We start from the raw sequence: 26,474 nt of genomic DNA on the forward strand, positions 1-26,474 counted from the left end.
TCATTAAGATACTTGTTTAAAAGCATTTTTTGCAATCTATTCTCTTGTCAAAGTCGCATAGACAGCCCAAGATGTATAGTAAATAATCATTGTTGTTTTGTAGTAGTTGGTCACTCAGGCTGTAAAGGTAATCCATGGCAATACATGTAATTCAGAGTCAAAGAATCGAAGTTTTGGTGGATTGTCTAATCAAAAAATTAAAATTAAATCAGTCGACTAATGCATTATCTGTCTTGCAAGAACGGCATATCGTGGTACCCGATCAAGCCATTGCAGCATGGTTAGAAAAACAAGTTGCTGAAAAAATCAGTATTAGTGCCAATATTAAGCATCATCGTAAAATTTTAGGGTTGCAGTGGAAAGCCTACGATTGGGCCTTGCCGAATAAACAAGACCGAGAGCGGATTAAAGGTATCAACATGCCGCCGTTGATTATGCAATGGCGTATTTATAATGCTTTAGCGGTTTTTATTGCAGCTGATCAGTTTGATGCAGCACAGATTCCGACAGATGTTCAGCCCTTAGTTCAGCGTATTTTTGACAGCACAGCACAGCTCTCAGATCGAAAAAAACGTGAGCAAAAGCGCCAAGAAATGTTGTACTGGATCGCTGCTCAAGTCACTCGGCTTTTTACCAACTACATGGCCTTTCGTGGCAGTTGTATTCATACCCCAGATGAAGGTGTTGAGCACTGGGTTTGTCCACATTGCGATACTGACTGGCTAAAAGCGTGGAGTTATAACCAGCCGTTAAATATTATGCAACTTACAGGTCTGAAACCTCAACAAGCTGATGAATATCTACCGACTCAGGCTCGACAACTGGAGCATTGGCAGCGTTGGCTGTGGCATCAAGTATTCCAAAAAGACTTTAATGACCGTCAGGAAATAGACAATAAATTTTGGTTTGCCTTGGCGCATGCTGAGCAAAATCGGCAGCAGCAATTTGATTTGGATGCTGAGGATGATGAGCGCGATGATGATGAGCGTCACCAAACCTATAACGGTTTGCCTGAACAGATTTTCGTCTTTACGACCTTAGAATTACCCCCTGCACAACTGAAATTTTTATATCGCTTGGCAGCGTATACCGAAGTGCATCTGTTGTATTTCAACCCATCGCGTGAGTATTGGGCAGACATGGTCGATCCCGTATGGAAAGATCGTTATAACTTGAAATTACAACAGCGTTATATTGAGCGAAATCCCAATGTCAGCACGGCACAAATTCAGGCCTATCTGAGTACGACCAATGCCGAATTTCGTGAATCTCAGCATTCATTACTGACGCGTTTAGGTAAACGTGCGCGGGATAACTTTGCATTATTGGTGAATATGTCTGGTGGCGAAGGTTGGGAAGATATTTTTCCAGACACCGAGCCGACAACGCTGCTCGCTCAAATTCAATATGACATCATGACCTTAGAAGAACCCAAGCAGCATCAATATGCACTCGCGGGTTCAGATGAATCGATTCAATTTCATGTCTGTCATTCTAGCCTGCGTCAGTTAGAGGTTTTACGTGAACAGTTGGTGCATTGGTTGGCCGATGGCACGGAACAAGAGCCACGCCATCCGAGTGATATCTTGGTCTTGGTGCCAAACTTAAAAGAACTGGAACCGCATATTCGGACGGTCTTTTCGACGACTCGAGGCATGGGTCGCAGTGCTGTGGATTTACCTTATATCCCAGTCAAAATTGCAGGGGTGGTCAGTCAAGATATTCAAAATGCATGGCAAGCCTTTGTTGGACGCATTGAAATTAGTCAAGGTCGTTTTACCGCAGAAGATTTTCATGATTGGCTGAATTTGAATGCGGTGCAAGAACTGTATCAGCTCGACCATGTGCAAATGGAACGTATGATGGAACTGCTGATTCAAGCCGGTTTCCGTCGTGGTTTAGACGAACAGCACATGTTGGCTTATTTGTCCGAGCAAGACCGAGATTATCGTTATACCTTTAAATTTGCATTAGACCGTTTGGCTTTAGGGATTGCGATTCCACAACATGCCGTATTTGAGGACACGTTAAGTTTTGCAGGGGTGTTGAGTAGTGATTTTGAGTTGGTGCAAACTTTAATTCAGATCTACCGAGATATCAGTGCGCGTCGAGATTGGCTCAATCCAAATCTCAGCGCACAGACGGTCAAAGCATGGTTGCAACAATTAGACGCAGATTTGAAGCCTTTTGTGGAGGCCAGTGGTCGTGCATTTGAAACCATTCGCAGTGTAATGCGTGCGATGACGCAACGTCTGCACAATGCTCAAAGTGATAAAGTTGAGTCGCTCCCCAATAGCTTTAATTTGCCATTATCTTTGCTGCTCAAAGAAATACAACAAGGCATCGATAGCTCTGCCGATCAGATCGAACCGACAGGATCCGTGACCTTTGCGGACATGGGGAAAATCCGCCAAGTCCCATTTTCATTGGTGGTGTTGATGAACATGGATAGTGGTAAGTTTCCACGTCGTGATCAGCAAGTGCCTTTTGATTTGATGGATGTGTTTAAACCGGTATTGGGTGATCGCTCACGTTTGGAAGATGATAAAGGTGCATTTTTAGATGCCTTGTTATTCGCCCGACAGTCCTTGTGGATTTTCTATAATGGCTTTGATGTCAATGATGGTGAAAGTCGTGAGCCATCATCCGTGATTTATGAATTTAGCCAATTCCTCGCACGGATGATTCAGCCGCAGCAATTGAACCAACCACATGATGCCATGCTGGATTTGGATGGCTTACGCATTCCACAGCAGCTCGAGCCGCTATACCATATTTATCCTTTGCAGCCATTTGACCCGATGGGTTTTCAGCAGTCGAAAAACCTACGATATAAAGATCAATGGTTTGCTGTGGCGGAACATATTTTAGATCAGTCTGGTCAACGCCAATCGTGGATTAACCGTGATTATCCTGTGCATGATGAACAAGAAGTACGGGTTTTGGATGGTCAGGAATGGATTAAAGATGTGGTGTTTCCAGCTCGTGCATATTTGAAAACGCTTGGCGTGGCCAGTGTCTATACCGGTGACCAATTACCACAGCAAGAGCCTTTATTGCTCGACCGTTTACAGCAATATCATGTCCGTGACTTATTGCAAAAGCATTATGTGCAACCTGCCTCTCGTGTCCATAAAGCTGAGGATCAGAACTCTACGACTCCAACTGAACCGGATATGGCCTTGTTCCAAGATGTACTGCCTGTGGGACATAGTCAAATAGCGACTTGGAAGCTCAGTTTACAAGAGCAGGCACAATTGTTAGCACGTTTAGATGGACGCCGTGTAACCGCGACCACCTTACAAAACTTACAGCTTGAACCGCATTTGATACTGAGTATCACCGTGCCTGAAGACTCTCAGAGTATGCATTGGTTAAGCTGTATGGCGTCTGGGGCAAAGCCTAAGCGTCAGACGCAAACCTGGCTCGAATATCTGCTGTGGTTGAGCTATTTAGACTTAGGCGATGAGGGCGCGACGTATCGTCGTGAAGTGATTTGTAATGATAAAAGCATAGTCTGTTGTGGATTAAGCTCTGCACAAGCCAAGCTGCAGCTCAGTGAATGGGTGGCGATGTGGAAACATGCACAAAAACGTCCTGTGGTGCTGCCTGCTGCCTTAATTCGCCAAGAAAAATGCACTTGGGTGGAGAATGAAACAGGCCAGCTCATGCCAGATAATTTTGCAAAGCTTCAAGAGGAATGGCTGAAAAATCATAGTTTTGGTGGAGTGGAGTTGGAGTCGAATGAAGCCAATAGCCACCATCGTGATTGGAGCTTTATTTTACAGCAACAAGCGGCAGATGAGCTTCTGGCATTGTCCTGTCGTTATTATGCAGAACGTTTATATCATGTGATGGATACCGAGGCGGATGACGGCCTAAAAAAACTCAATGTCATCAAGCCTGAGGTGAAAAAATGAATATGCCACAGCAAACGATGAAAATATCCACCAACCCGATTGCAGACATGAGCTTTACCGGACTGCACTGGATTGAAGCCTCGGCGGGTACAGGAAAAACCTATACGCTTTCCAGTCTGATGGTGCGGATTTTTCTCGATCGCTATATGCCGAATCAGGTCATTGCCACCACTTTCACCCGTAAAGCCACAGCGGAACTCAAAGCGCGGGTTCGGCTGCGGATTGAAGAAACCCGTGACTTTATTTATGGCCTGCTCGCGGCATCTCAAGGTGAGTTGGCCGAACTTCAGCAAAGTTTGAGTGACCCTTTGTATCAGCAAGTGCTGAAAGATCATGGGCATCATTTAGATTATGCCTACAATCGTCTGAACGTGGTCTTACAACAATATGAAGAACTCTTTGTCGGAACTTTAGACAGCTTTAGTCAAAAGTTATTACGTGAATTTGCCTTTGAAAGTGGTCGTATTGAACAAGTGCAAATCAGTGATGATGAAGACCTGCATATTGAACGGATCATTCATGATTTATTAAGAGATTGGATTCAGCAGCAGCCGGCACATTTGATTGAATATTTAATGTTGAATCATCAGTTGAAAGGCCCTGAATATTATCTGGGCGTGGTAAAGGAAAGTCTAAACTTCCCATCGGTGGATTTACGCGTCCCTGAATTACCCGAAAATGCCTTGGCGCATTTTGAAGCGATGTGTCATCAGCTTGCGCAAATGCTGCCTGCCGCTCGTGTAGAGCTTGCAGCGTGTTTTGATGCCGCAAGTCATTATAAAAACCTGGTGGACGCTCGACGTTTTAATAAAGGGGCATTCTTTGTCACCTTTAACACACGCATTCCCGAGTTATTACAGCACTTTGAAGCTGCGGGTAGCCAAGGGGTTTTGACTCAGTCCGACGTGTTACAGCCGACGATGAAAGCCATCCGTTCATTATTTTATGATCCGAATAAAACTGAATTTAAGCCACGTGTCTTTAAAGACAAAGTCGTTGAAGAGCAGCCGGATGTCTCAATAGCGTTTTATCAACATGCTTTTGTTCAACAACTCCGAGCGGTGCTCAGCGCTTATGAACATATCAATCAAGCAGAACAATACCTGAATTTTTATTTGGCGCAGGAAGCTAAAAAACGTTTGCCTCAAGTGTTGTCTCACGCAGGGGAAACCACCTTTTCACAACAAATTCGGACTTTATCGGAAGCCTTACAGCAAAGTTCAGCAGCAGGGAAAGACAGTTTTGCTGCCCATGTTTTGGCACGATATCCGCTGATTTTAGTCGATGAATTTCAAGACACCAACCAAGATCAAGATGACATGCTGTCTAGCATTTGGCGGGTCAAGGAGCGCTTACATCAGGGTTGTATGATTATGGTCGGCGACCCCAAACAGGCGATTTATGGGTTCCGTGGCGGTGACATGCTGACCTATCGTAAAGCGCGTCATGATATTCAAACCAAGGGTGGACGTTGTTATACCTTGAACAAAAACCATCGTTCAGTCAAAAACTTGGTTGAAGTGGTGGATGCCTTGTTTCATCGGCAAACGGACTTTGGTGAGCATGTTGAATACACCCCGATTCAAGCAGGTGAGCGTGAGCATCCGCCGTTGATTGATCATGATCAAGTCAATCCACAACCGCTGCGTTGGTTGGCTTTGGATGAAACGCTAAATGAAGCTGAACAAGTAGCTTGGCAGATTCAGTCATTACTCAACCAAGCTCAGCAAGGACATTTATATTTTCAAGACAACAATACCCAGCGAGCACTGACAGCAAACGATATTGCGGTCTTAGGGCAAAACCATTTCGACTTAGAGCAAGTGCAACAATGTTTATTGCAACTGGGTGTTCCTTGTTATAAAGCATCACGGGACAGCGTCTATAAAAGTTCCGTCGCACAAGACGTTGCCGCTTTGCTGACCGCAATTTTAAATCCTTATCAAGAAGCCAAGGTGAAACGTGCGCTGCTGAGCCGTTTATTGGGTTTTGATCTGAAACAACTGGTCGCACTCGAACAGCAGGCAGATGGGCTGAGCGAAATTATTGAAAAACTCGAACAGATCCGACAAATTTGGAATGAGCAAGGATTCCGCAGCGCGTGGAATAGCTGCATGACGGTCTTTCAGGTGTGGACGCGTTTGGTGGCTGGGCAAAGTCGAGATAATGAACGCACAGTGGTGAATTTACGCCATATCGCAGAATTATTAAGTCAGCAAAGTGAACATTACACAGGTGCACATAAGCTTTATCAATGGTTTATTCGCCAAATCAATTTAGGCATCAATAATGAAAGTACCCAAGAGCGAAAATTGACTGGGCAATTGGGGGTGCAACTGATGACGATTCATGCATCCAAAGGCTTAGAGTTTGGTTGTGTATTTTTATTGGGAGCAAATGCAGGCTTAAGTGAAAAAGGCAATTTGAATTTTTCCCTTAAAGACAATCAGCAAAAAAGCCTTGGGTTAGAGCGTGTGATTGCCGTGAAGTCTTCGGACTTACCCGAAGATGATATTCAACAAAATGATGCGCGCAATGAAGCAGAGCATCATCGCTTGTGGTACGTGGCGTTGACCCGTGCCAGTTATCGTGTCTATGCCGTGCTACGTCATCATGAAGTAGAAAAGAAACAAATGGCAGAAGCGCGTTCAGGACTGACTTTTTGGCGTGGAAGCGAACCTGATCTGTTCCAACATGCAGAAAGTGTGGATGCTGATGTTTTGCGTGCAGCACCACCAATTTTGACTCAGACTCAGGTTGAAACTGTTGTATTAGACGCGGAAGAAATTCCCAACAGCCATTTTTATCCACGGGAAACCACCAGTTTTACCGCGCTCACGCGCACGACGCATAAGGCACATATACAACGTGACCAACTGGCAGCGGTCATGACCGAGCCAGAAGACAGTGCTGCCGATGAAGTGGAACAAATTGAAATCATTGAAGCAGAAACTGCAGAGAAAATTAGTTGGATTAAACGGCATTTTCCAAAGGGAACCAAGCCCGGAAGTTTCTTGCATAAATTGATGGAAAAAGTTCGATTTAGCACCCCAGAAGAGAAGTTGGCCAAAGCCATCGCATCACGTTTTCATAGTGATGTTGAGTTTGATTCGCCGCAAATGTTGCAAAACTTAATGAAACAGTTCGGGCAAACGGCAAACCCTGAGCAAGATGAAGCTGAACTGATTGAAGAAATGCGGGAATGGTACAGTCAAATTATTCATACACCATTGCATGATGGTTTTAGCTTGCATCAGTTAAACGATGGCGAATATCGTTCGGAAATGGATTTTCATTTGAGTATGGCAGATCGTGCATTGGCGATACGTAAAATACGCATGCTATTTGAAAGCCTAAAAGAGCCAGATTTACAAATACAAGATTTGAATGATGTGTTTACAGCACGCTATCTGACGGGGTCGATTGACTTGGTGTATTTTGATGGTCAGCGCTATCACATTGCCGATTATAAAAGTAATTTCTTAGGCGATCAGACCGCACATTATGATCATGCCTATATTCGAGAAAGTATGAGTCATTCCAGTTACTGGTTGCAGGCTGCATTATATTTGGTGGCCCTGCATCGTTATTTGAAAGCCGTGATGAAAGACTATGATATGACGCAGCATTTGGGTGGGGCGAGTTATCTGTATCTTCGTGGTATGGATGGACAGTCCGATCGTGGGGTATATCACTGGAAGCCGGCGGATACATTCATTCAAAACCTCGATGCAATATTGAGCGAAAAGGTTGTGGCTAAAACGTGAAAAAGCACGAAAAAGATAAAAATATTCACGCTGAAACAATAAGTTGCATTGTGGATAAGTTTGAGGATAACTGTGTGGAAAATGATCAAAAAGCCTTGTCAGCACAGTCTTTGCATGCGGGACAAGAAAATACTGTGGAAACGCAGGTTTTAGTTACCCAAAATCCCCAAGAAACTGCTGATTTAGATGCGGTTTTACCGGATTGGATTGACTATTTAATCCAACATTATTTACCCAATCAGGCCAGTCATCCTGCTGCAAATCAGTTAATTCAACAATTGATGCAAGCCGTGGAAAAAGGCGACAGTTGTATTTTGGCCGAAGATGCGCAGATTCAATGTTTGGCTCAGATGGTTCAGCTTGAGCAAGCTGAAAAAACGCCGGTTGCGCCTTTTGTATTTGATTCACAGCGACTGTATCTCTATCGCTATTGGGCACTAGAAAATGCTTTAGCCAAGCAAGTTGCACGTTTAAAACAGCAAACAGAGCACGATCTTAATCAAACGCAGATGCTTAATATTGAAAAGGATTTACTGACCGATCCCCATCAGATCCAAGCACTGCACATGGTGTGTCAGCACAATTTTAATATCATTACCGGTGGGCCTGGGACAGGTAAAACTTATACCTTGGCTCGGATTATTGCCGTGTTGAATGAGCAAAATCCAAATTTAAGAATTGCGATGGCAGCGCCGACAGGAAAAGCGGCGCAGCGAATGGAAGAAGCCTTACAAGCAGCGTTTAAAGATCCTGCATTGCAGCATTATTCGATTATTCACAAACATTTGAAACCCGTAACTTTGCATCGTCTATTGGGTTTAGGGACGCGCGCTATCCCGCGGTTTAATGAGCGCCAACGCTTACCCTATGACGTCATTGTGGTCGATGAAGCCTCCATGTTGGATTTAAGTTTGGCGCAGATGCTATTCGCGGCAATCCCTCAGCACAGTAAGCTGATTCTATTGGGGGATGCAGAACAGTTGGCTTCGGTCGATGTTGGCGCAGTTTTGGCCAACCTTCAGGAAGTGGATGCCTTACAAGCCAACCGTACCCATTTACAGACCAGCCGCCGTTTTGTACAGGGTGCAGCCATTGGTGAGTTTGCCGATTTTATTCAACAACAAGAACAGCAGCAAGCAACCACAGAAGTTCTGGCGAAATTCGAACATCAAGTAGTGTCTGCATCCGAACTTCAACCGATTCAACTGACACCGAATATGAGCGATGTGATTCAGTTGCAATATCTCCCCGACGCTACGAACAGTGCGGCACATTGGGCAAAATATTATGATCAACTGATGTATGGTTTTCAGCCCTATGTGGCATGGTTAAAACAATGGCCAGAGCAACCCGCTGAATATGCAGATTGGTTAGCCCAATTGATTCGCTATTTTGATGATTATCGGATTCTATCGGCCATTCGACATGGAAAATTAGGCTTACATGAGCTCAATCAGCAGATTGAACTTCGGGTCTTAAATGCCTTGGGTGTGTTGAAACAAGGGGATTGGTACGTGGGGCGTCCAGTCATGATGACCTATAACGATTATCAACTTGGACTATCAAATGGTGATATTGGGATTTGCTTAAAACGACCGATGACGGAAAAGTCGCAGTTTGAGGTTTATTTTCCCAGTTTGGATAAATGGGTTGTGGCAACACGGTTACCTAAAAGTATAGAAACTTCCTACGCATTGACTATACATAAGTCTCAAGGTTCTGAATTTACCCATACGGCGGTAGTTTTGGAAAATCATGCAACCGAAATGATGAGTAAAGAGCTGATTTATACCGCTATCACACGTGCAAAAAAAGTGGTGAGTTTACTTGTTGCAAAAGATGCATTGGCAAAAGCGCTTATAAAAAGAACAGCACGAGTTAGTGGTTTGTTAGAAAAAATTAACAATCACCTATCTTTGTAAAGCCTGGGCAAAATGTACCGTATTTTGTAAGAAATGGCTTACATCGATTCAGGAGATTTGCGCATAGAGCTTTTTAGAGCTTTTTGAGAAGATGACTTCACAGAAAAAGAACTCAACACGGATGGTTGAGTAAAATCGCAAAAGTATAAGAATAACGTCAAAAGACAGCGAACTTACAGTGAAGTAAGGAAATAGGAAACTTACAGCCGCTAAGCCTTGTAGTTTTGGGAGAGACTACAGGGCTTTTTTATGTCTGGAAAATAAGAAATGCCTATACGCTGTAACAGAAAAGAAATAGAGCTTAACTGATGTACGAAAAAGCTTACATATAGATACGAAAAATACGACTTTTATCTAATAGCCGTTGTGGCAAAATCTACCACATAAGGAAGTGCAAGTTAAAACATGGAATGTTTGACATAAGGACGCGGAAAAGCGCCACATAAAACAATAAATAATAAAACAATAACTAAAAAAGAAGAAACTACAGCGCAAAAAAGCCCGAGCCTAGCTCGGGCTTTTTTTTAGTCATTCCACTTTGAGTTTTGCATGCTAAACATCGAGTGGCAAAATATATCAAAAAATCAGTTTAAAATTCATTCAATGACATCGCATTCAATATGTTAGAAATATGCGGTTTTGTGTCGCATAAAGTATCGAAACATATAAAAAATTTATAATGGAATCGATGTGAAAAAAAGGCGCTATTATCGTCATGAAAACCTGACGAAGTCGGCCATCTCTTTTTGCAATTGGGACGATTTTCCCTTAATATAATGCACTTGCTGTAGTGATGCACGGCAGTCAGCTGATTTATCAGTTGATTCGTATCAAAAGTTAACTTTATAAGCATCTCGGAGAAATCGAATGGCTTTAACAAACGCAGATCGCGCAGAGATCGTTGCAAAATTCGCTCGCGCTGAAAACGACACTGGTTCACCAGAAGTTCAAGTAGCTCTTTTAACTGCTCAAATCAATGATTTACAAGGTCACTTCAAAGAGCACAAACACGACCACCATAGCCGTCGCGGTCTTATCCGTATGGTTAACCAACGTCGTAAGCTTCTTGACTACCTTAAAGGTAAAGACGCTACTCGTTACAGCGCATTGATTGCTGCTTTAGGTTTACGTCGTTAATTCGATTTAAACTTTTATTTTCGGACTATTGCATGCTTAGTGCTGTATTACTGAAAACTAAAGTCTATCCAACCTTGGTTGGATAATGGGGAAGGGGCGTTGATTCGCTCCTTCTTTGTGTCTCAAATTAGTATTTTTAATTAATGTTTTTAATATCTAGTGAGGTCGGCTTCTAAGCTTTGTCATTTATGTTGCAGCGTTTGGGGCGTTGAGTGAATGCCAAACCTTAGGGGTCTCCACTAGAATAAAATCAGGAAAAAATAAAACATGTCGATGTTTAATATTATTCGTAAAGAATTCCAATATGGTCAGCATCAAGTTGTCCTAGAAACAGGTCGTGTTGCGCGTCAAGCGAACACTGTGATCATCACTATGGGGGGTGTACAAGTTCTTGTTGCCGTTGTTGCTCAACCAACAGCTAAAGCAGGTCAAGACTTCTTCCCATTGACTGTTAACTACCAAGAAAAACAATATGCTGCAGGTCGTATCCCGGGCGGTTACGGTAAACGTGAAGGCCGCGCGTCTGAAGCTGAAACTCTTATTTCACGCTTAATCGACCGTCCAATTCGTCCGTTGTTCCCAGAAGGTTACTACAACGAAATCCAAGTGACTGCGACTGTGATTTCTTCTGACAAAACGATGGATGCTGACATTGCTGCAATGTTAGGTACATCTGCTGCACTTGCAATTGCGGGTACGCCTTTCCGTGGTCCAATCGGTGGTGCGCGCGTTGGTTTAATCAACGGTGAATACATCCTTAACCCGAACCACGAACAGCTTAAAGAATCTGACCTTGACCTTGTGGTTGCAGGTACAGAATCTGCAGTATTGATGGTTGAATCAGAAGCGAAAGAACTTTCTGAAGACCAAATGCTTGGCGCTGTATTGTTCGGTCATGACGAAATGCAAATCGCGATCCAAGCGATTAAAGAATTTGCTGCGGCTGCTGGTGCAACAGAGTCTACTTGGACTGCACCTGCGAAAAACGAAGACCTTCGTGCAAAATTAAAAGAAGCGTTTGAAGCGAAAATCTCTGAAGCATACACAATCGCTGTTAAACACGATCGTTATGCAGCACTTGATGCGCTTCAAGCTGAAGCTGTTGCTCAATTCGTTCCAGAAGAAGACGTTGACGGTATCGCTGACGACTTAGCTGAATTATTCGAAGACCTGAAATACCGTACAGTACGTGACAACATCTTGTCAGGTAAACCACGTATTGATGGCCGTGATACGAAAACAGTTCGTGCGCTTGACGTACAAGTTGGCGTGTTAGACCGTGCTCACGGTTCTGCATTATTCACACGTGGTGAAACTCAGGCGTTGGTAACAACAACTTTGGGTAATACACGTGATGCGTTAATGGTAGATACATTAGCGGGTACGAAAACTGACAACTTCATGTTGCACTACAACTTCCCTGCATACTCTGTAGGTGAAACTGGTCGTGAATCTGGTCCTAAACGTCGTGAAATCGGTCACGGTCGTTTAGCGCGTCGTGGTGTACAAGCTGTACTTCCAGCAGCTGACCGCTTCCCGTACGTGATCCGTATCGTATCGGACATCACTGAATCTAACGGTTCATCTTCAATGGCTTCTGTATGTGGTGCTTCTCTATCACTTATGGACGCAGGTGTTCCACTTAAAGCGCCAGTTGCGGGTATCGCAATGGGTCTAGTCAAAGAAGGCGAGCGTTTCGCAGTGCTTTCTGACATCTTGGGTGACGAAGACCACCTTGGCGACATGGACTTTAAAGTAGCAGGTTCTGCAAACGGTATTACTGCACTTCAAATGGACATCAAGATCGAAGGTATTACTGAAGAGATCATGGAAGTTGCATTGAACCAAGCGTATGCAGGTCGTATGCACATCTTAAATGCAATGAACCAAGTGATTTCACGCGCTCGTCCTGAAATCTCTATGCACGCGCCTACATTCCAAGTGATCAACATCAACCCTGATAAGATCCGTGATGTGATTGGTAAAGGCGGCGCAACGATTCGTGCGATCACTGAAGAAACTAAAGCAGCAATCGATATCGAAGATAACGGTACAGTTCGCGTATTTGGTGAAACTAAAGCGGCTGCTTCTGCTGCTGTTGCGAAAATCCAAGCGCTTACTGCTGAAATCGAACCAGGTACAATCTACACTGGTAAAGTGATTCGTATCGTTGAATTTGGTGCGTTTGTAAACATCCTTCCAGGTACTGATGGCTTACTTCACATCTCTCAAATTTCTAACGAACGCATTGCGAACGTTTCAGACGTATTATCTGAAGGTCAAGAGATCAAAGTACAAGTTGCTGATGTCGACAACCGCGGTCGTATCAAATTAACCATGAAAGACATCGAACAAGCTTAATAGTTTGCTGATTCACAGGGTTTCGGCTCTGTGAATGGATTCTAAAAAGCCTTGAGTGCAGTCAGAGTATGAACTTTGACTTGCTCAAGGCTTTTTTATGGCATCATGCAAAAAGTAAACACAATAATAAATGAGATATGCAAACCTATTATTTTTTTCAGCATCCAACAGCCGCGCATATCTATGTGCAAGACCAAGTGCAATGTGAGCATCATCCTGAACTTGAGCCTGAGTTTATTTGGATTGATTGTACCCGTGAAGATGTCGTCAACCGCCCAGAGCAGTGGCAGAGTGATATTTTTCAGGCATCAGACTTGCGGGTCAATGAATACCATCTGCGGGATATTTTAAATTTAGAGCATCCGTGTGCTTTTGACACACTTGATGATTACGATTTATTAATTTTTAGAAAAATGGTCACACCCGATGACCAAATTGCTGCCGGCGCCGATGCGCTTGAAAAGCATGAGCGGGTCTTTGGTTTGGCGACCACCCCGATCAGTTTTTTGCTCACGCCCCAAGTGCTGATTACAGTACGCGAAAAAGGCAACAAAGCGATTGAAAGTTATATCCAACGAATTGAAACCTTAATTTCTCGGCCGATTGATGAACAAAATAAACCACGAAAATTAGCCCTTACACCCTTAGATTTGGCTTTGCGCTTACTGAATAATATGGTAGATGGATACCTCGATTTACGTGTTCCGTTGACCCGCCGTGTCGAGTTTTGGCAGCAAGAGCTGCTGCAAGGGCATCGACGTTTTACCAAGTGGCATCAGTTGTTGCAGGAAAATATGGCCTTTCAGCAAGTGGAAAACTTGTGTGAAGAGCAAATTGAAGCCTTGCAAGAACTACGTGATGAAGTTGTGGATAATTACCCACATTTGAAAGGCAAAAAGCGCAGTGAAAAGCAGGATATCATGCTGGTTCGTGTAGATGATTTAACCAGCCATATCGAACGCATTCAAAAACACACCACACGATTACGCAGTGCCGTGCAGGCCGCGATTGATCTGCATTTTTCAGCGGTGGCCAACCAAACCAATGAAAATATGCGTATTTTAGCAATTATTACGGCAATTTTCGCACCATTAACCTTATTAACTGGTATATACGGTATGAACTTTGAGTTTATTCCCGGACTCAAATCGCCAACCGGTTTTTGGATCATGCTTGGTATCATGTTGATTACCACGATTTTACTGCTGTATTATTTTTATCGACGGCATTTGGTGGGGCGTGGCGAAAAAAGTGTGATTGATATGCTGGCACAGCAACATGGCGATCAACACATGAATTTGTTTTGGTTTATGGATTATGAACCAATTAAACAAACGGTGAAGGGCACAGTCAAAGGTACGGTTAAAACTATGAAAGAAATTGAGAAGCTGACGAAACTCAAATAGTTCGCGTTAGCTTCTCTGATGGATGGGTCTGCTTTAAATCCTTTGATAACTTCGAGACTCACCAAGGGTGCATATTTGAGTTTGCCTTTGCGTTTTAAGCACACTTCGACCAAGGGCTTGTACGGCATTGGGCGTATTGCAGTAAGTGTTCCACTATACGTCCCGTCGGCATTTTTGACGATGGTCACATCACCGCGTGAATATCCTGTTTGGTCATCCATGGTTTTTCAAATACTCGTTTATCACTGGCATGTAATAGACTACTGAAACTGAGTAATGCCACCCAATAGGACATGATGCATGTGCATGATGAATCCTTTGTCATGATGTAATTGTTTTACATTTTGTTTTTTAAAGAATCTGCAGTACAACGCGATTTGACCGATCCTTATGGTCTTAGCAATTCAATTGCTTAGCCTCGTGGGTTGTACTGCGAACGACATGCATCATGAAAATTCCCCTATACGAGTCGATATCTCAAGATATATCATCATTTTCATTACTTTTCAGTAAGCGATAAATTTCATCTTTTAGCTTTAATTTCTTACGCTTAATGGTCTCAATATCCGTGTTGTAGTGATTAACAGGATCTAATTCCAATTGAATGATTTCGCGATCCAACTCATCATGTTCTTCAAAGATCCGCGCAAAATGCGGATTTTCATCACGTAACTGAGTGACCAAATCACGGTACTCAGGAAACATGTTTTTGACTTTTTTATTGCAATCTCGTGTTTTCATGGTTGTCGATCATTTCCTCTACAAGAAAAAAGAAAAACGCCCTGCAGGACAGAGCGTTCACGAATACATTTAGTGCGAATGAAGCTGTTGGTGTTTCACTTGGCGACGTAGTTGTTGGACTTCATCAATCAGGTCGAGCATCATGGCGACCGCAGTAAAACTGGCATCGAAATCTCGTTGAAGCCGATAGGCACGCCGTGCGCGAGATATATCATCGCCAAAAAATTGATGAATCCTGTCTTCTGAACGGCTAGGCAGAATATCGTATTCGAGTAGTTGCAGAACCCATTCTGGACTTTGCCCACAGGCAGAGGCAAAGTGTTGTAGATCAAAACTACTTTTTTCGTCTACGATTTCAGTCTGTTTACATCCGTCACAGACAATTTCACGATAATGAATTGTTGTCATGGTGCTCTCCTTAAGACTGTCGTGGATTAAATGACGGAAAAGCTTGAGCAAAAGCCGCATAAGCTTGTTGCTCTTGTTCTGTTTGTGCAGCTGGTATCACTATATTTAAAATCAGGTAAAGCTGTCCGGGTGTTTTGTTTGGTATCCCTTTGTCCTTTAATCGTAGCTGCTGTCCAGTACGCGCATTTTTAGGAATCTGTAGCTCTAATATTTTGCCATCAGGACTGGTAAATGCAATTTTTTGACCCAATGCTGCTTCCCATGGACTGATATTCAGTTGTTGGAAAACATCAGCACCTTCTACACGGGTTTGCTCGGTTTGTTTATACAAAATTTCAATGTATAAATCGCCAGCGGCTCCACCGTTATAGCCGGCTTGCCCTTGGCCGGAGAGTCGAATTTGTTGACCTGATTTCATACCTGCAGGAATTTTGACTTGCAGGGTTTTACGTTGCACTTCAGGCTCACCATGCGCATTCAGGCTTGGAATCTGTAAGGTGATATTCTGCGTTGCACCATGAAAGGCAATATCTAAATCCACTTCTAAACTGGCGTGTTGGTCTTCACCACGGAAGCTCTTGGTTTGGCGGTTTGCACGTTGATACTGATAGTCACCGCCACCAAAGCCTTGCCCAAAACGACCAAACAAGTCTTCAAATCCACTAAAGTCCGCATGCTGACCATCACTCGTCGATTGGCGATAAAACTGAGATTGGTCAAAACCACCTTGGCTGCCAGCATTAAACCCAGCAAATCCTTGTGGATGATCGAGTTCAAAATCGTATTGTTTTTTCTTTTCGGCATCACTTAAAGTGTCGTATGCAACATTAATCGCTTGCATACGCGTTTCGGCATCAGCTTCTTTGCTGACGTCAGGGTGATATTTACGCGCCAATTTTCGATAGGCTTTTTTAATTTGATCTGCCGAAGCATCTCGGGCGATCCCTAAAGTTTGATAGTGATTGTCTGGCATACTCTCTGTATAAATATTAATCATGTTTTAATCAATATAGAAGGGTTCATCAAACTGTCATAGGGGCAAACTGCAGCATATTGTTTCAAAACATGACAATAAAAAAGCCTCACGAGGAGGCTTTTAAAAACACATTTAAAATTAATATTTTATCCAAGTGACACTACGACCAATCACAGATACACCAACATACCCACGTATAGTTAAATGTTTTCCTGAAGCACTAAGTCTTGCTTTGCCTTTATAGATTTTTCCACCAATCGGGTCCAGAACTTTACCGTTTTGGAATTCACGTGGATTTTTTGGATCTTGTTTAAAGTCCCAAATAAATGGCAAGCCGATAAAAGGTTTATTTTTCAATTCACCTGGGCAGTTCGAGCAGACGCCCATTTTTTCAGTGCCAGGGACATTGCGTGTGGTGACAATGATGCCTTCATAGCTTCCATCGGCTTTTTTGCGAATTTCAACGTCTGCACGTGAATATCCGGTGCGGTCATCGACAGTTTTCCACTTACCCACTAGCGGATCGGTTTCCGCAGCGATTGACAATCCTGACAAAGTGCTAAGTAGTATTCCGGCAAATAATTGTTGATATATTTTTTTCATTTCATCCCCTGAAAATTCAGAATTGTGTTTTTAGAGTAAGTTGCCTAATTTATATATAAAGCCCTACAAAATCAATGTGATGGTTTGTGATGTATTTGGCAGATTTTTTTAAAACACTGCTTTAATATGGAGTTTTTACTCTAATTTTTAAGTTAAAAAAGGCCTTTAATGATTTAAAGGCCTCGTGCTTAGTTTTTGACCCAAGTGACATTGCGTCCAATTGCAGAGCCTTCAGTACGACCATTGATGATCAAATGCTTGCCATTATTCATCAAACGAGCGCGTGCATTGTAGTGCTTGCCTGATTTGGGATCGAGCATCACTCCACCCACAAATTCATTGGGCTTTTCTGGATCAGCGCTTAAGCCGCTTAAAGTGGTTAAACCGACCATGGGTTTATTTTTCTGAGCACCGGTGCATTGCGTGCATGTCGAAACATTTGCTGTTCCGGGTACGCTTCGGCTTTGGATAATGGTGGCCGAATACAGGTCATGCTTATCTTTACGAATCACCACATCGGCAAGGGAATATCCTGTTCGATCATCAATGGTTTTCCATGTCCCCACTAAGGGGTCAATCGCTGCAAAAGCAGAGGATAAACTGCAGATGGAGAACATGCCGAACAGGATAGAAGGGAGGAATTTAACAGCCATATAATTACCCACATTACACAAAAAGCGGATGCCTAAAACTTAAAGGCATAAAAATATTATGGGTTTAATGTAGCCTGAAATAATATGAATATTCTAGTGATTTTTTAAGAATTGGTATTTATATTTTGAGCCAAAACATGAACGAGTTGGCGCTAAATGAGGTTTATGCTGAACGTCTACGCACTAGTAAAATAGTCGGAATTCATCTCAAAGTAGATTATTATCGGCATGATGAACTCGTCTGGAGTTGAGTTCATCATGCCAATGAAAGCCAAATGGCGACTTTAGTTGACGCGGATCCAAGATACCGTCCGGCCGAGAAGCGTGGTTCCAACATAACCTCGAAGTGTCAGGACATTGCCGCGCGCATTCAATTGCCCTTTACCTTGATAAGTATTGCCTGAAAGTGGGTCGATCACCTTGCCATCGGTGTACGCATTCTCTTTTGCATTATGTTTAAAGCCAGAGAATATCGGTAAACCAATTAAGGGTGCATTTTTGAGTTTACCTTCGCATTTTTCACAAATCGTGGTGACAGGGCGGTTAGGGATGGCATGTACTTTGGTGATTTTACCGCTATAGCTGCCGTCTTTTAATTTGGTGATTTGGACTTCAGCACGGGCATAGCCTGTTTTGTCATCTATGGTTTTCCAGGTCCCGACGAGGTCTGCTGCATGTGCTGTCATTGGGCCAAAGCAGAACATGGCTAAAGCAATAGTGAGTGTTTTGAGTTTCATATTTTATCCAGTTTTTTTACATTATTTTTCTATTAAAAAATAAAGCTTTGTTGGTTTTTTTGACTTTATTTCTGGCGCGATTCTACTCGAAAAAAATTTGATCGCAAATACAGTTGATCATGTTGAGGTTCTAAAGCTCGAAACCATTCGACTAAGCGGAAGAAAGTAGTAGGTCTAAATTTTATCGGGACAATAAAAAAGCACCCCGAAGGATGCTTAGATTTAGGCTTTTAATCATGCAATGATTTAGCTAAGGTGTTGACCAAAAAGGGATAAAGCTTCTTCTGCCGTAAAGGTATATTTTGTATTACAGAATTGGCAGTCCATTTCAATTGGGTTTTGAAACTCTAAGGTTTCACGAACTGCAGCAACACCGATTTGTTCAAGTGCTGTCGCACAGCGTTCTTTTGAACATGTACAGCCAAATTTTAAGGCCTCAGTTTCAGGAAGACGAACTTCTTCTTCGTTATATAAACGATATAAGATTTCATTTGCGGATAAAGACGTTAACTCTTCTGCTTTTAATGTCTCAGTCAGCATGGTTAAACGTGGCCATAGGTCTTCATCGACACGGCGTTGTTCTTCTTCGTTGTTACGAGGCAATAACTGGATCAGTAAACCACCTGAACGGCTGTTGCTGCTTGCTAAGACGATGCGTGTTGGGATCTGTGCAGATAGATCATAATATTGCATCAAGCAACCCGCTAAAGTCGGTTTGTCTAAAGGTACAATCCCTTGATAACGCTCACCAAATTCAGGCTCGATATTAATGAAAAGTACTGGGTTTACCAAGGCTTTGAGTACCGTGCTGCTGTCTTCAGCGGTTTGAAAGTGCGGGTCTTCTTCATAATCTGCAAGTGCGCGAACTTCACCGAGATGATTACATTCCGCCATTGCCCATTTAAAAGTGCCTGCAGCCTGAATTTGTAAGCTAATACGACCTTTAATTTTTAAGGTGCTGGCCAACAAGGCAGTCGCGCTGAGCATTTCACCCAAGAGAATTTGTACAGCAGGTGCATAGTCACGCTGTGCAAGAATCGTTTGTAGGGCTTCTTCAAGATGAACCACTTCTCCACGAACAGGGCTATCTTCAATAAAAAAGCGTTGGCGTAAATCTGACATAAAATTCTCCATAACCCTGCTTTAATGGTGACGATATTGTAAAACACAAGTCATTCATTATCATCTCTTGTGACATCAATACGATGACGTTGTAAGCTGCGTTGTAAATCAACACCTGTAGGTTTTTCAAGGGCTTGCGCATCGCTTTCAAACAAATGTTCCAGTTCAGCTAAAGCGTTACGATGCGTTTCATAAATTTTTTGTTCATCGGTATAGATTTGCTGCTGTTGAGTCAGCAGTTTTTCATCATAATCACGGAACAATTCGATACTTTTATAGGCATCTTCATCGCTGATGCCTAAGTCGCACAGCATGTGATAGGCCATTCCTAAAGACGATAAATAGGTTTCACGCCAAATATGCTCAATCCCCAAATCACGCAGCAGATGCACCTGATGACGGTCACGCGCACGGACCAATAATTTTAACTGAGGGTAATTCAGGCGAATATGACGCGCCACGTTCATCGAGTCTTCAATATCATCTATGGCAAGGACGAACACTTTGGCATGTTCAATGCCCGCAGCGCGTAAAATATCTGGTTGTGTGGCATCGCCATAATATAGATGACCACCATAATTACGTACGAAATCGACTTTGTCTAAGTTGCTATCAATAGCGGTAAAAGACAAATGCTGTAAATGCGCCACACGAGCAATGATTTGTCCAAAACGTCCAAAGCCCGCAATAATCACAGGATTATGTTCATCCGGAATGTCGTCATATTCGGGGATGGTTTTTGGATTAAAACGTGGCAAAATTTGTGATTGTATTAACCAGTACAACATAGGGGTCAACACCATCGACAAAGTGACGATGAGGGTTAATGGCTCCAAAATGGCTTGCTGTACGACATTTTCACTTTTCGCCACACTAAAGACCACAAAGGCAAATTCACCGCCTTGAGCCAAACAGGTCGCCAGTAAAATACTGTTGCGCCATGAATTTTTAAGATAACGCGCAATCGCCGTAAGTGACGCCATTTTGATGAGCATCAGTGCCAATGCACCACCGATAATGAACCACGGCATTTCAACGAATAATGACAGTTCTGTGGTCATGCCCACGGTCATAAAGAACAAACCAAGTAAAAGCCCTTTAAACGGAGCAATACTGGCTTCGAGTTCATGGCGGAATTCCGAGTCTGCCAATAGCACGCCGGTCAGAAATGCTCCGAGTGTGGTACTGATGCCCAGTACATCCATCAACACCACGACACCCAGCACAATAAATAAGCCAACAGCAGTGATCAGTTCATGCGCGCCACTTTTCGCAACGAAACGGAAAAAAGGCCGCATTAAGTATCGACTAAATAAAAATAAGCCTGAAAAAGTCGCAATGATTGCAGCGAAATAGGCGATTCCGTGATGTGATGATTCTGTTCCTGCGAGCAGGGGGATGACTGCAATCAGGGGAATTGCGGCCATATCTTGAAACAGCAAAATCGAAAAGGATTGTTGCCCATAGGTGGTGTTTAATTGCTGTTTTTCACTCAGCATCTGCAAGACAAAGGCAGTAGAGGAGAGTGCCAGAGCGAAACCGATAACGATACTGGCTGCAATGCCTTGTTGTAAGGCAAAAAAACTGCCTAGCGCTAAAAGCAGACCGGTCAGACCGACTTGTAAACTGCCCATGCCGAAAATAGAACTACGCATGCTCCATAGCCGCTGTGGACGAAGTTCGAGTCCGATCAGGAACATCAGTAAGATCACGCCAAATTCAGCGAGCTCTTGGATCGCTTCGGGATCACTGGCAATGTTAAAGACATCGGGGCCGAGCAAAATACCGGTGAACAGATATCCCAATACCGTTGCAATACCAAAGCGCTTGAGCAAAGGGACAAGCAATAAGGATGCGCCAAGGAAAATTGTGATCTGTAACAGTAGTGACATTTACTCGTCCTAGAGTGGTATTTTTGGTCGAAAGTTGCAATTCAGTATGACTGATTTTTCAGACTGAATTGTACGCGTTTAACTGAGTTCCTGTGGGTCTATATCGAGGCTCAATTTCATATTTGATGGCTTGTTATGCAAGATGTTTTGCCACCAATAACGCAGATAATAATGTAAGCGCGCACGATCTGTAGACAGTAAAACCATGTGGGATTGATAACGTCCCGCTTTGCGCTCCATCGGGGCAGGAATCGGCCCCCAAATGTCAATAATTCCAGCAGAGTCCTGACGCAGCAATTGGGCATGTTGCTGTAAAAATTCAGTATTGAGTTCTTGGTTTTTGGACTCACAGCGCACCAATGCGGCATAGCGAAACGGTGGCATTTGTGCCATTTCCCGTTCTTTCATGGTTTCTTTGGCAAATTTTCGATAGTCCTCATTGACCAAGATATTCAAAAGCGGATGGTCGGGTCTTAGGGTTTGTAAAAACACATCGCCTTTACGTTCACCACGGCCGGCACGCCCAGTGACTTGTACAATGAGCTGTGCAGTACGCTCGATGGCACGGAAGTCCACACTCAGTAGACCTGAATCGATATCTAAAATCGCCACCAAGGTGACGTAAGGGAAATGATGTCCTTTGGCCAGCATTTGTGTACCGAGTAAAATGGCAGGTTCGCTTTTTTGAATCTTGTCATAGATTTTTTGCCAACTGCCGACTCGACTGGTGGAATCACGATCGACCCGTATAACGTCATGCTGCGGAAATAGCTCATTTAGGCTTTCTTCAACCTTCGCTGTACCCATACCCACGGATTTCAGTTCTTGGTGATTACACTGTGGACAATGCTCTGGCATACGGTGAATGGTGCTGCAGTGGTGACAATGTAGGTGTTGATAGGGTGTGCGGTGTACCGTGAAATTGGCATCACAGTGCGGACATTTGGCCTGCCATGCACAGCTTTCACAAATTAAAACCGGGGCATATCCACGACGGTTTAAGAACACTAACACTTGTTCTTTTTTTTCAAGGCGCTTACGGATTTCACCAATTAATAATTGGCTGATTCCATGCTGCTTCTGTGCCACTTTTAGATCAAGGATGTGCATTTTCGGCATGACCGCGGTGCCTGCGCGTTGGTTTAGTTCCAAAATTGTCATCTTGCCTTGTTTGGCAAGGGCATAGCATTCAATACTAGGTGTGGCAGAGCCAAGAATGACAGGACATTGCTCTAAATGCCCACGGTAAAGTGCGACATCCCGCGCGTGATAGCGAAAGCCTTCTTGTTGTTTAAAGGACAGATCATGCTCTTCATCAATCACAATTAAACCTAGATTAGGCAGTGGCGTATAAATCGCAGAACGTGTGCCTAAGATAATTGAAGCCTTGCCCGTTTGCGCAGCTTGCCAAGCTTGCATACGTTTTGAATCGTTCAAACCCGAATGTAGTAGAGCAATATTGCAATGAAAACGTGATTGGAAACGGCTGATGGTCTGTGGGGTGAGCCCAATCTCAGGAACTAAAACCAAGACCTGTTTGCCATGCTTTAGAACCTCTTGCATGATTTGTAAATAGACTTCAGTTTTACCACTGCCAGTTAAGCCATCGAGCAGGAAGGCCTGATATTTTTTACGTGCGTTTAATACGCTATCGATCGCTTTTTTTTGGTCAGGGTTTGCCGTAAGTGGCATTTGCGCCATGCTCATCGGCATCGGGCTAAAGTCTTGTTCTGCTAACACACATTCGCAGATGCCTTTTTTCTCTAAGGCTTTGAGTGTTGCTGTTTCCACACCTGACAAATTTAAAAGATTTTCACCTGTGCCTGTGGGATGTAATTTTAGTATTTTATACGCTTCTTGTTGACGCTCTGAACGTTTAATTTTGGCTTCAGCATTATGGTCAATCAGATTCCATGTCCGTGCCAATAAATTATAGGGCTTTCCTTGGCGTAACAGCGTCGGAAGGGCACTTTGCATCACTTCACCAATCGGAAATTGGTAATACTGTGCAGACCATGTCAATAAATTTAAAACTTTCTCATCTAAAATGGCACGATCATCAAGAAGTTCGGTAATGGCCTTGAGTTTAAAGCTTGAATCGAGTGGCGCATCGGGAGCAATTTTTTCCACGATGATACCGGTCAAATTTTGTCGACCAAAAGATACAGCAACACGAGCACCTATTTCAGCTTGTTGGTATTGCTCTTGGCTTAAGCTGTAATCGAAGCAGTCGTATAAATATACCGGAACGGCGACTCGAACGCGGTAAATAGGTGTTGAAATGCTCGCTGAATTTGCCATAAAACGTGGATAAGTTCCTGATTAATTTTCGTCGTGATCGTAAAGGAGTTGTGTTAGAGTGAGCTCATATTTTATATCTAAGAATATGAATGATTTTGATGGTCAGACGCAACTGCGCTGATAGAAATTTTGGAAAATTAGAGCATTACAATGCCTGCATATCAGTTTACTGCCATAGACGCTTCAGGGAAGCAGCAGAAGGGTGTACTTGAGGGTGATTCTGCGCGTCAAATTCGTCAACAGCTCAGAGATCAGTCACTCATTCCAGTTGCTGTCGATCCGATAGAGCAAAAAGACAAACACGCGCAGCAGCGCTGGTTTCAAAAAGGGCTGAATGCCTATGACTTGGCTTTATTGACTCGCCAACTTTCAGTTTTGGTTGCCGCTGCGATTCCATTAGAAGAAGCGATTCGTGCTGTGGGAAAACAAAACGAAAAAGCCCATGTGCAAAACCTGTTGATGTCGGTGCGTTCTAAAGTTTTGGAAGGGCATTCTTTAGCCAACGCACTACAACAAGCGGGACGCTTTCCAGAACTGTATATTGCCACGATTGCAGCAGGTGAGCGTTCAGGTCATCTCGATCTCATTCTCGACCAACTTGCCGATTACACCGAAAACCGCTTCGCCATGCAAAAAAAAGTGCAGGGTGCGATGATTTATCCCATCATCCTGATGTTAATGTCTTTCGGTATTGTGATGGGACTCATGACCTATGTGGTCCCAGATATTGTCAAAACCTTTGACCAAAGCAAAGATGCCTTGCCGTGGATAACGGTCGCTTTAATGAAAGCCAGTGATTTTATTCGAATGGCCTGGCCATTTTTATTGGTTGGTAGCGTAGTCTCGATTTTTCTCTTGGTTCGATTCCTCAGAACAGCGGCGGGACATTATGCCTTTGACCGATTGACCTTGAAATTACCATTATTTTCCAAACTGTCTAAAGGCATTAATGCCGCTCGTTTTGCCAGTACCTTATCGATTTTAACCAAGTCTGGCGTGCCATTGGTCGATGCTTTAAAAATTGGCGCAGCGGTCAGTAATAATTGGGTGATTCGAGATTCGGTCAACCTTGCGGCAGAGAAAGTAACAGAAGGTGGTAATTTAGCAACACAGCTTGAGCGAAGTGGTTATTTCCCACCGATGATGGTACAAATGATCAAAAGTGGTGAAAGTTCAGGCGAATTAGACCGGATGCTAGAACGTGCGTCGACGATGCAAGACCGAGAAGTGACGACTTTAATTTCAACTTTATTGGCGTTGCTTGAACCGCTGATGTTGGTATTTATGGCGAGCATTGTACTGGTGATCGTGATTGCTGTGATGCTGCCAATCGTGAATATGAATAATATGATTTAAGACATTCGAACAATGATGTGAACAGAGATTTGTAACATGCAAGTGAAGACAAAAAATATGAAGCAACAAGGTTTTACTTTAATTGAAGTGATGGTGGTCATTGTCATTTTAGGTGTTTTGGCTGCGCTGATTGTACCGAACGTGATGGGCCGTGGTGAAAAAGCCAAAGTTGATACTACGGCGATTACCTTAAAAACTGTGGCAGGTGCACTAAAGCAATACAAAATTGATAATGGTAAATATCCATCGATGCAAGATGGTGGTTTAAATGCCTTAATTACTAAGCCAGAATCTGCAAAAAATTGGTTACCAGATGGATACTTAAATGGGCAATATCCAAAAGACAGTTGGGATAATGACATTCAATATGTGATTCCAGGTTCTGAAGGCCGTCCTTATGATCTTTATTCATTTGGTGCAGATGGTCAGTCTGGCGGTGAAGACAATGATGCCGATATTTACTATAAACACTAACTGAGAATAATTATAAATTCAGTTTTAATGGAATTAATCACTTCACTTAATAGGATGTTTCAATATTGAGTGAAGTGATAATAAATCTTAATTATAAAATTAATATTAAGTTGTTGAATTTACTTTAAATTATATAATATAAAATATGTGATATTTATAATAAGAATTATTCCCAATTTTATTGATTACAATAATCGTAAAATATGAATAAATATAGGCTTTTCATTTAAATAAAACCGAGCATAATATCTTTTATGGTACTTTTTTAGCCATGGAGGATAGTATGAAAGCATTATTATTAACGGATGAAATTAACCAATTTCATTGGTCTATGCTGAAATCTGTTCTTTTGATTTTAAGTATTCTGCCGATCAGTCAAGGCATTGTGTATTTATGGCAAAGCACTGAGGGCAGTAGCCAAATTATGGTGGGCTTCTTTGCCATGAGCTTAATGAGTTCATTACTAGCTTTAAGTTTTTGGTCTGCATTAAAAGCGACTGTGGCAAATTTAAAACAAGAACATGCATCTGCCATTGAACAAATGGTTGTTCGTCTTTATCGATATATTCCAATGGTGTCTTTAGCTGCCATGCTTTCCTATTTAGTTACTCAGTTATAACCCCAAAATTAAACCTTCAAAACTGGAGCTTGCTCCAGTTTTTTTATGTCCCGTGCAAATGAACAGTTAGCTTACATCA

General features: G+C 42.9%; 18 protein-coding genes. 9 read left to right on the forward strand and 9 right to left on the reverse strand.

What is annotated here, in order from left to right; translation table 11 throughout:
- Positions 1–134 precede the first annotated feature (134 nt).
- The 6 genes from AC25JC_RS07040 to AC25JC_RS07065 all read left to right on the forward strand — a co-directional run bounded on the left by AC25JC_RS07040 (position 135) and on the right by AC25JC_RS07065 (position 14,513).
- Entirely contained in the window at positions 135–3,920 is a 3,786-nt protein-coding gene (locus tag AC25JC_RS07040; protein ID WP_486923763.1) for an exodeoxyribonuclease V subunit gamma, read from the forward strand.
- Entirely contained in the window at positions 3,917–7,687 is a 3,771-nt protein-coding gene (locus AC25JC_RS07045) for a UvrD-helicase domain-containing protein (RefSeq protein WP_486923764.1), read from the forward strand. The genes AC25JC_RS07040 and AC25JC_RS07045 overlap by 4 nt, the downstream gene beginning before the upstream one ends.
- Positions 7,688–7,821: 134 nt before the next feature.
- Complete coding sequence (recD, locus tag AC25JC_RS07050; RefSeq protein WP_486923806.1) at positions 7,822–9,609, forward strand: exodeoxyribonuclease V subunit alpha; 1,788 nt, start codon at positions 7,822–7,824, stop codon at positions 9,607–9,609.
- 867 nt (positions 9,610–10,476) lie between these two features.
- Entirely contained in the window at positions 10,477–10,746 is a 270-nt protein-coding gene (gene rpsO, locus AC25JC_RS07055) for a 30S ribosomal protein S15 (protein ID WP_005007057.1), read from the forward strand.
- Positions 10,747–11,019: 273 nt separating this feature from the next.
- Positions 11,020–13,107 carry a polyribonucleotide nucleotidyltransferase gene (pnp, locus tag AC25JC_RS07060; RefSeq protein WP_171262611.1) on the forward strand — a complete coding sequence of 696 codons (2,088 nt, stop codon included), beginning with the start codon at positions 11,020–11,022 and terminating at the stop codon, positions 13,105–13,107.
- 137 nt (positions 13,108–13,244) lie between these two features.
- Entirely contained in the window at positions 13,245–14,513 is a 1,269-nt protein-coding gene (locus AC25JC_RS07065) for a magnesium transporter CorA family protein (protein WP_486923765.1), read from the forward strand.
- A 477-nt stretch (positions 14,514–14,990) separates the two neighbouring features.
- Here AC25JC_RS07065 and AC25JC_RS07070 read toward each other — a convergent pair whose 3' ends face one another.
- The 9 genes from AC25JC_RS07070 to AC25JC_RS07110 form a co-directional block, all read right to left on the reverse strand.
- Complete coding sequence (locus AC25JC_RS07070; RefSeq protein ID WP_180002890.1) at positions 14,991–15,254, reverse strand: HP1242/YdcH family protein; 264 nt, start codon at positions 15,252–15,254, stop codon at positions 14,991–14,993.
- 69 nt (positions 15,255–15,323) lie between these two features.
- A complete protein-coding gene (locus tag AC25JC_RS07075) occupies positions 15,324–15,662 on the reverse strand; it encodes a chaperone modulator CbpM (protein ID WP_078189792.1) in 339 nt (112 codons plus the stop codon).
- Between the two features lie 10 nt (positions 15,663–15,672).
- Positions 15,673–16,635, reverse strand: coding sequence for a DnaJ C-terminal domain-containing protein (locus AC25JC_RS07080; RefSeq protein WP_486923807.1), 963 nt, complete (start codon positions 16,633–16,635; stop codon positions 15,673–15,675).
- A gap of 141 nt (positions 16,636–16,776) precedes the next feature.
- On the reverse strand, positions 16,777–17,241 hold the full coding sequence (locus AC25JC_RS07085) for a DUF2147 domain-containing protein (protein WP_078192815.1): 465 nt from the start codon (positions 17,239–17,241) through the stop codon (positions 16,777–16,779).
- A gap of 188 nt (positions 17,242–17,429) precedes the next feature.
- The gene (locus AC25JC_RS07090) at positions 17,430–17,894 is read right to left on the reverse strand and encodes a DUF2147 domain-containing protein (RefSeq protein WP_168377964.1); all 465 of its coding nucleotides are present in this window, start codon (positions 17,892–17,894) and stop codon (positions 17,430–17,432) included.
- 284 nt (positions 17,895–18,178) lie between these two features.
- Positions 18,179–18,631: a DUF2147 domain-containing protein gene (locus tag AC25JC_RS07095; RefSeq protein ID WP_373686227.1), complete on the reverse strand. Its 453-nt coding sequence runs from the start codon at positions 18,629–18,631 to the stop codon at positions 18,179–18,181.
- A 246-nt stretch (positions 18,632–18,877) separates the two neighbouring features.
- Positions 18,878–19,753, reverse strand: coding sequence for an Hsp33 family molecular chaperone HslO (gene hslO / locus AC25JC_RS07100; protein WP_180116660.1), 876 nt, complete (start codon positions 19,751–19,753; stop codon positions 18,878–18,880).
- A gap of 50 nt (positions 19,754–19,803) precedes the next feature.
- The gene (locus AC25JC_RS07105; protein ID WP_486923766.1) at positions 19,804–21,645 is read right to left on the reverse strand and encodes a monovalent cation:proton antiporter-2 (CPA2) family protein; all 1,842 of its coding nucleotides are present in this window, start codon (positions 21,643–21,645) and stop codon (positions 19,804–19,806) included.
- Between the two features lie 78 nt (positions 21,646–21,723).
- Entirely contained in the window at positions 21,724–23,946 is a 2,223-nt protein-coding gene (locus tag AC25JC_RS07110) for a primosomal protein N' (protein ID WP_486923767.1), read from the reverse strand.
- A gap of 150 nt (positions 23,947–24,096) precedes the next feature.
- Here AC25JC_RS07110 and gspF point away from each other — a divergent pair, with 150 nt between their 5' ends.
- The 3 genes from gspF (at position 24,097) to AC25JC_RS07125 (ending at position 26,395) form a co-directional block, all read left to right on the forward strand.
- Positions 24,097–25,302, forward strand: a complete 1,206-nt coding sequence (gene gspF / locus AC25JC_RS07115) for a type II secretion system inner membrane protein GspF (RefSeq protein ID WP_078189785.1) — start codon at positions 24,097–24,099, stop codon at positions 25,300–25,302.
- Positions 25,303–25,359: 57 nt separating this feature from the next.
- A complete protein-coding gene (gene gspG / locus AC25JC_RS07120) occupies positions 25,360–25,776 on the forward strand; it encodes a type II secretion system major pseudopilin GspG (protein ID WP_373685861.1) in 417 nt (138 codons plus the stop codon).
- A 283-nt stretch (positions 25,777–26,059) separates the two neighbouring features.
- Entirely contained in the window at positions 26,060–26,395 is a 336-nt protein-coding gene (locus AC25JC_RS07125; protein ID WP_078189783.1) for a hypothetical protein, read from the forward strand.
- Positions 26,396–26,474 lie beyond the last annotated feature (79 nt).

It is taken from the genome of Acinetobacter sp. P37 (assembly GCF_057480965.1).

Coding starts and splice junctions, on each gene's coding strand:
- AC25JC_RS07040 (WP_486923763.1), top strand. CDS start 135: ATGGCAATACATGTAATTCAGAGTCAAAGAATCGAAGTTTTGGTGGAT.
- AC25JC_RS07045 (WP_486923764.1), top strand. CDS start 3,917: ATGAATATGCCACAGCAAACGATGAAAATATCCACCAACCCGATTGCA.
- rpsO (WP_005007057.1), top strand. CDS start 10,477: ATGGCTTTAACAAACGCAGATCGCGCAGAGATCGTTGCAAAATTCGCT.
- pnp (WP_171262611.1), top strand. CDS start 11,020: ATGTTTAATATTATTCGTAAAGAATTCCAATATGGTCAGCATCAAGTT.
- AC25JC_RS07065 (WP_486923765.1), top strand. CDS start 13,245: ATGCAAACCTATTATTTTTTTCAGCATCCAACAGCCGCGCATATCTAT.
- AC25JC_RS07070 (WP_180002890.1), bottom strand. CDS start 15,254: ATGAAAACACGAGATTGCAATAAAAAAGTCAAAAACATGTTTCCTGAG.
- AC25JC_RS07075 (WP_078189792.1), bottom strand. CDS start 15,662: ATGACAACAATTCATTATCGTGAAATTGTCTGTGACGGATGTAAACAG.
- AC25JC_RS07080 (WP_486923807.1), bottom strand. CDS start 16,635: ATGCCAGACAATCACTATCAAACTTTAGGGATCGCCCGAGATGCTTCG.
- AC25JC_RS07085 (WP_078192815.1), bottom strand. CDS start 17,241: ATGAAAAAAATATATCAACAATTATTTGCCGGAATACTACTTAGCACT.
- AC25JC_RS07090 (WP_168377964.1), bottom strand. CDS start 17,894: ATGGCTGTTAAATTCCTCCCTTCTATCCTGTTCGGCATGTTCTCCATC.
- AC25JC_RS07095 (WP_373686227.1), bottom strand. CDS start 18,631: ATGAAACTCAAAACACTCACTATTGCTTTAGCCATGTTCTGCTTTGGC.
- hslO (WP_180116660.1), bottom strand. CDS start 19,753: ATGTCAGATTTACGCCAACGCTTTTTTATTGAAGATAGCCCTGTTCGT.
- AC25JC_RS07105 (WP_486923766.1), bottom strand. CDS start 21,645: ATGTCACTACTGTTACAGATCACAATTTTCCTTGGCGCATCCTTATTG.
- AC25JC_RS07110 (WP_486923767.1), bottom strand. CDS start 23,946: ATGGCAAATTCAGCGAGCATTTCAACACCTATTTACCGCGTTCGAGTC.
- gspF (WP_078189785.1), top strand. CDS start 24,097: ATGCCTGCATATCAGTTTACTGCCATAGACGCTTCAGGGAAGCAGCAG.
- gspG (WP_373685861.1), top strand. CDS start 25,360: ATGAAGCAACAAGGTTTTACTTTAATTGAAGTGATGGTGGTCATTGTC.
- AC25JC_RS07125 (WP_078189783.1), top strand. CDS start 26,060: ATGAAAGCATTATTATTAACGGATGAAATTAACCAATTTCATTGGTCT.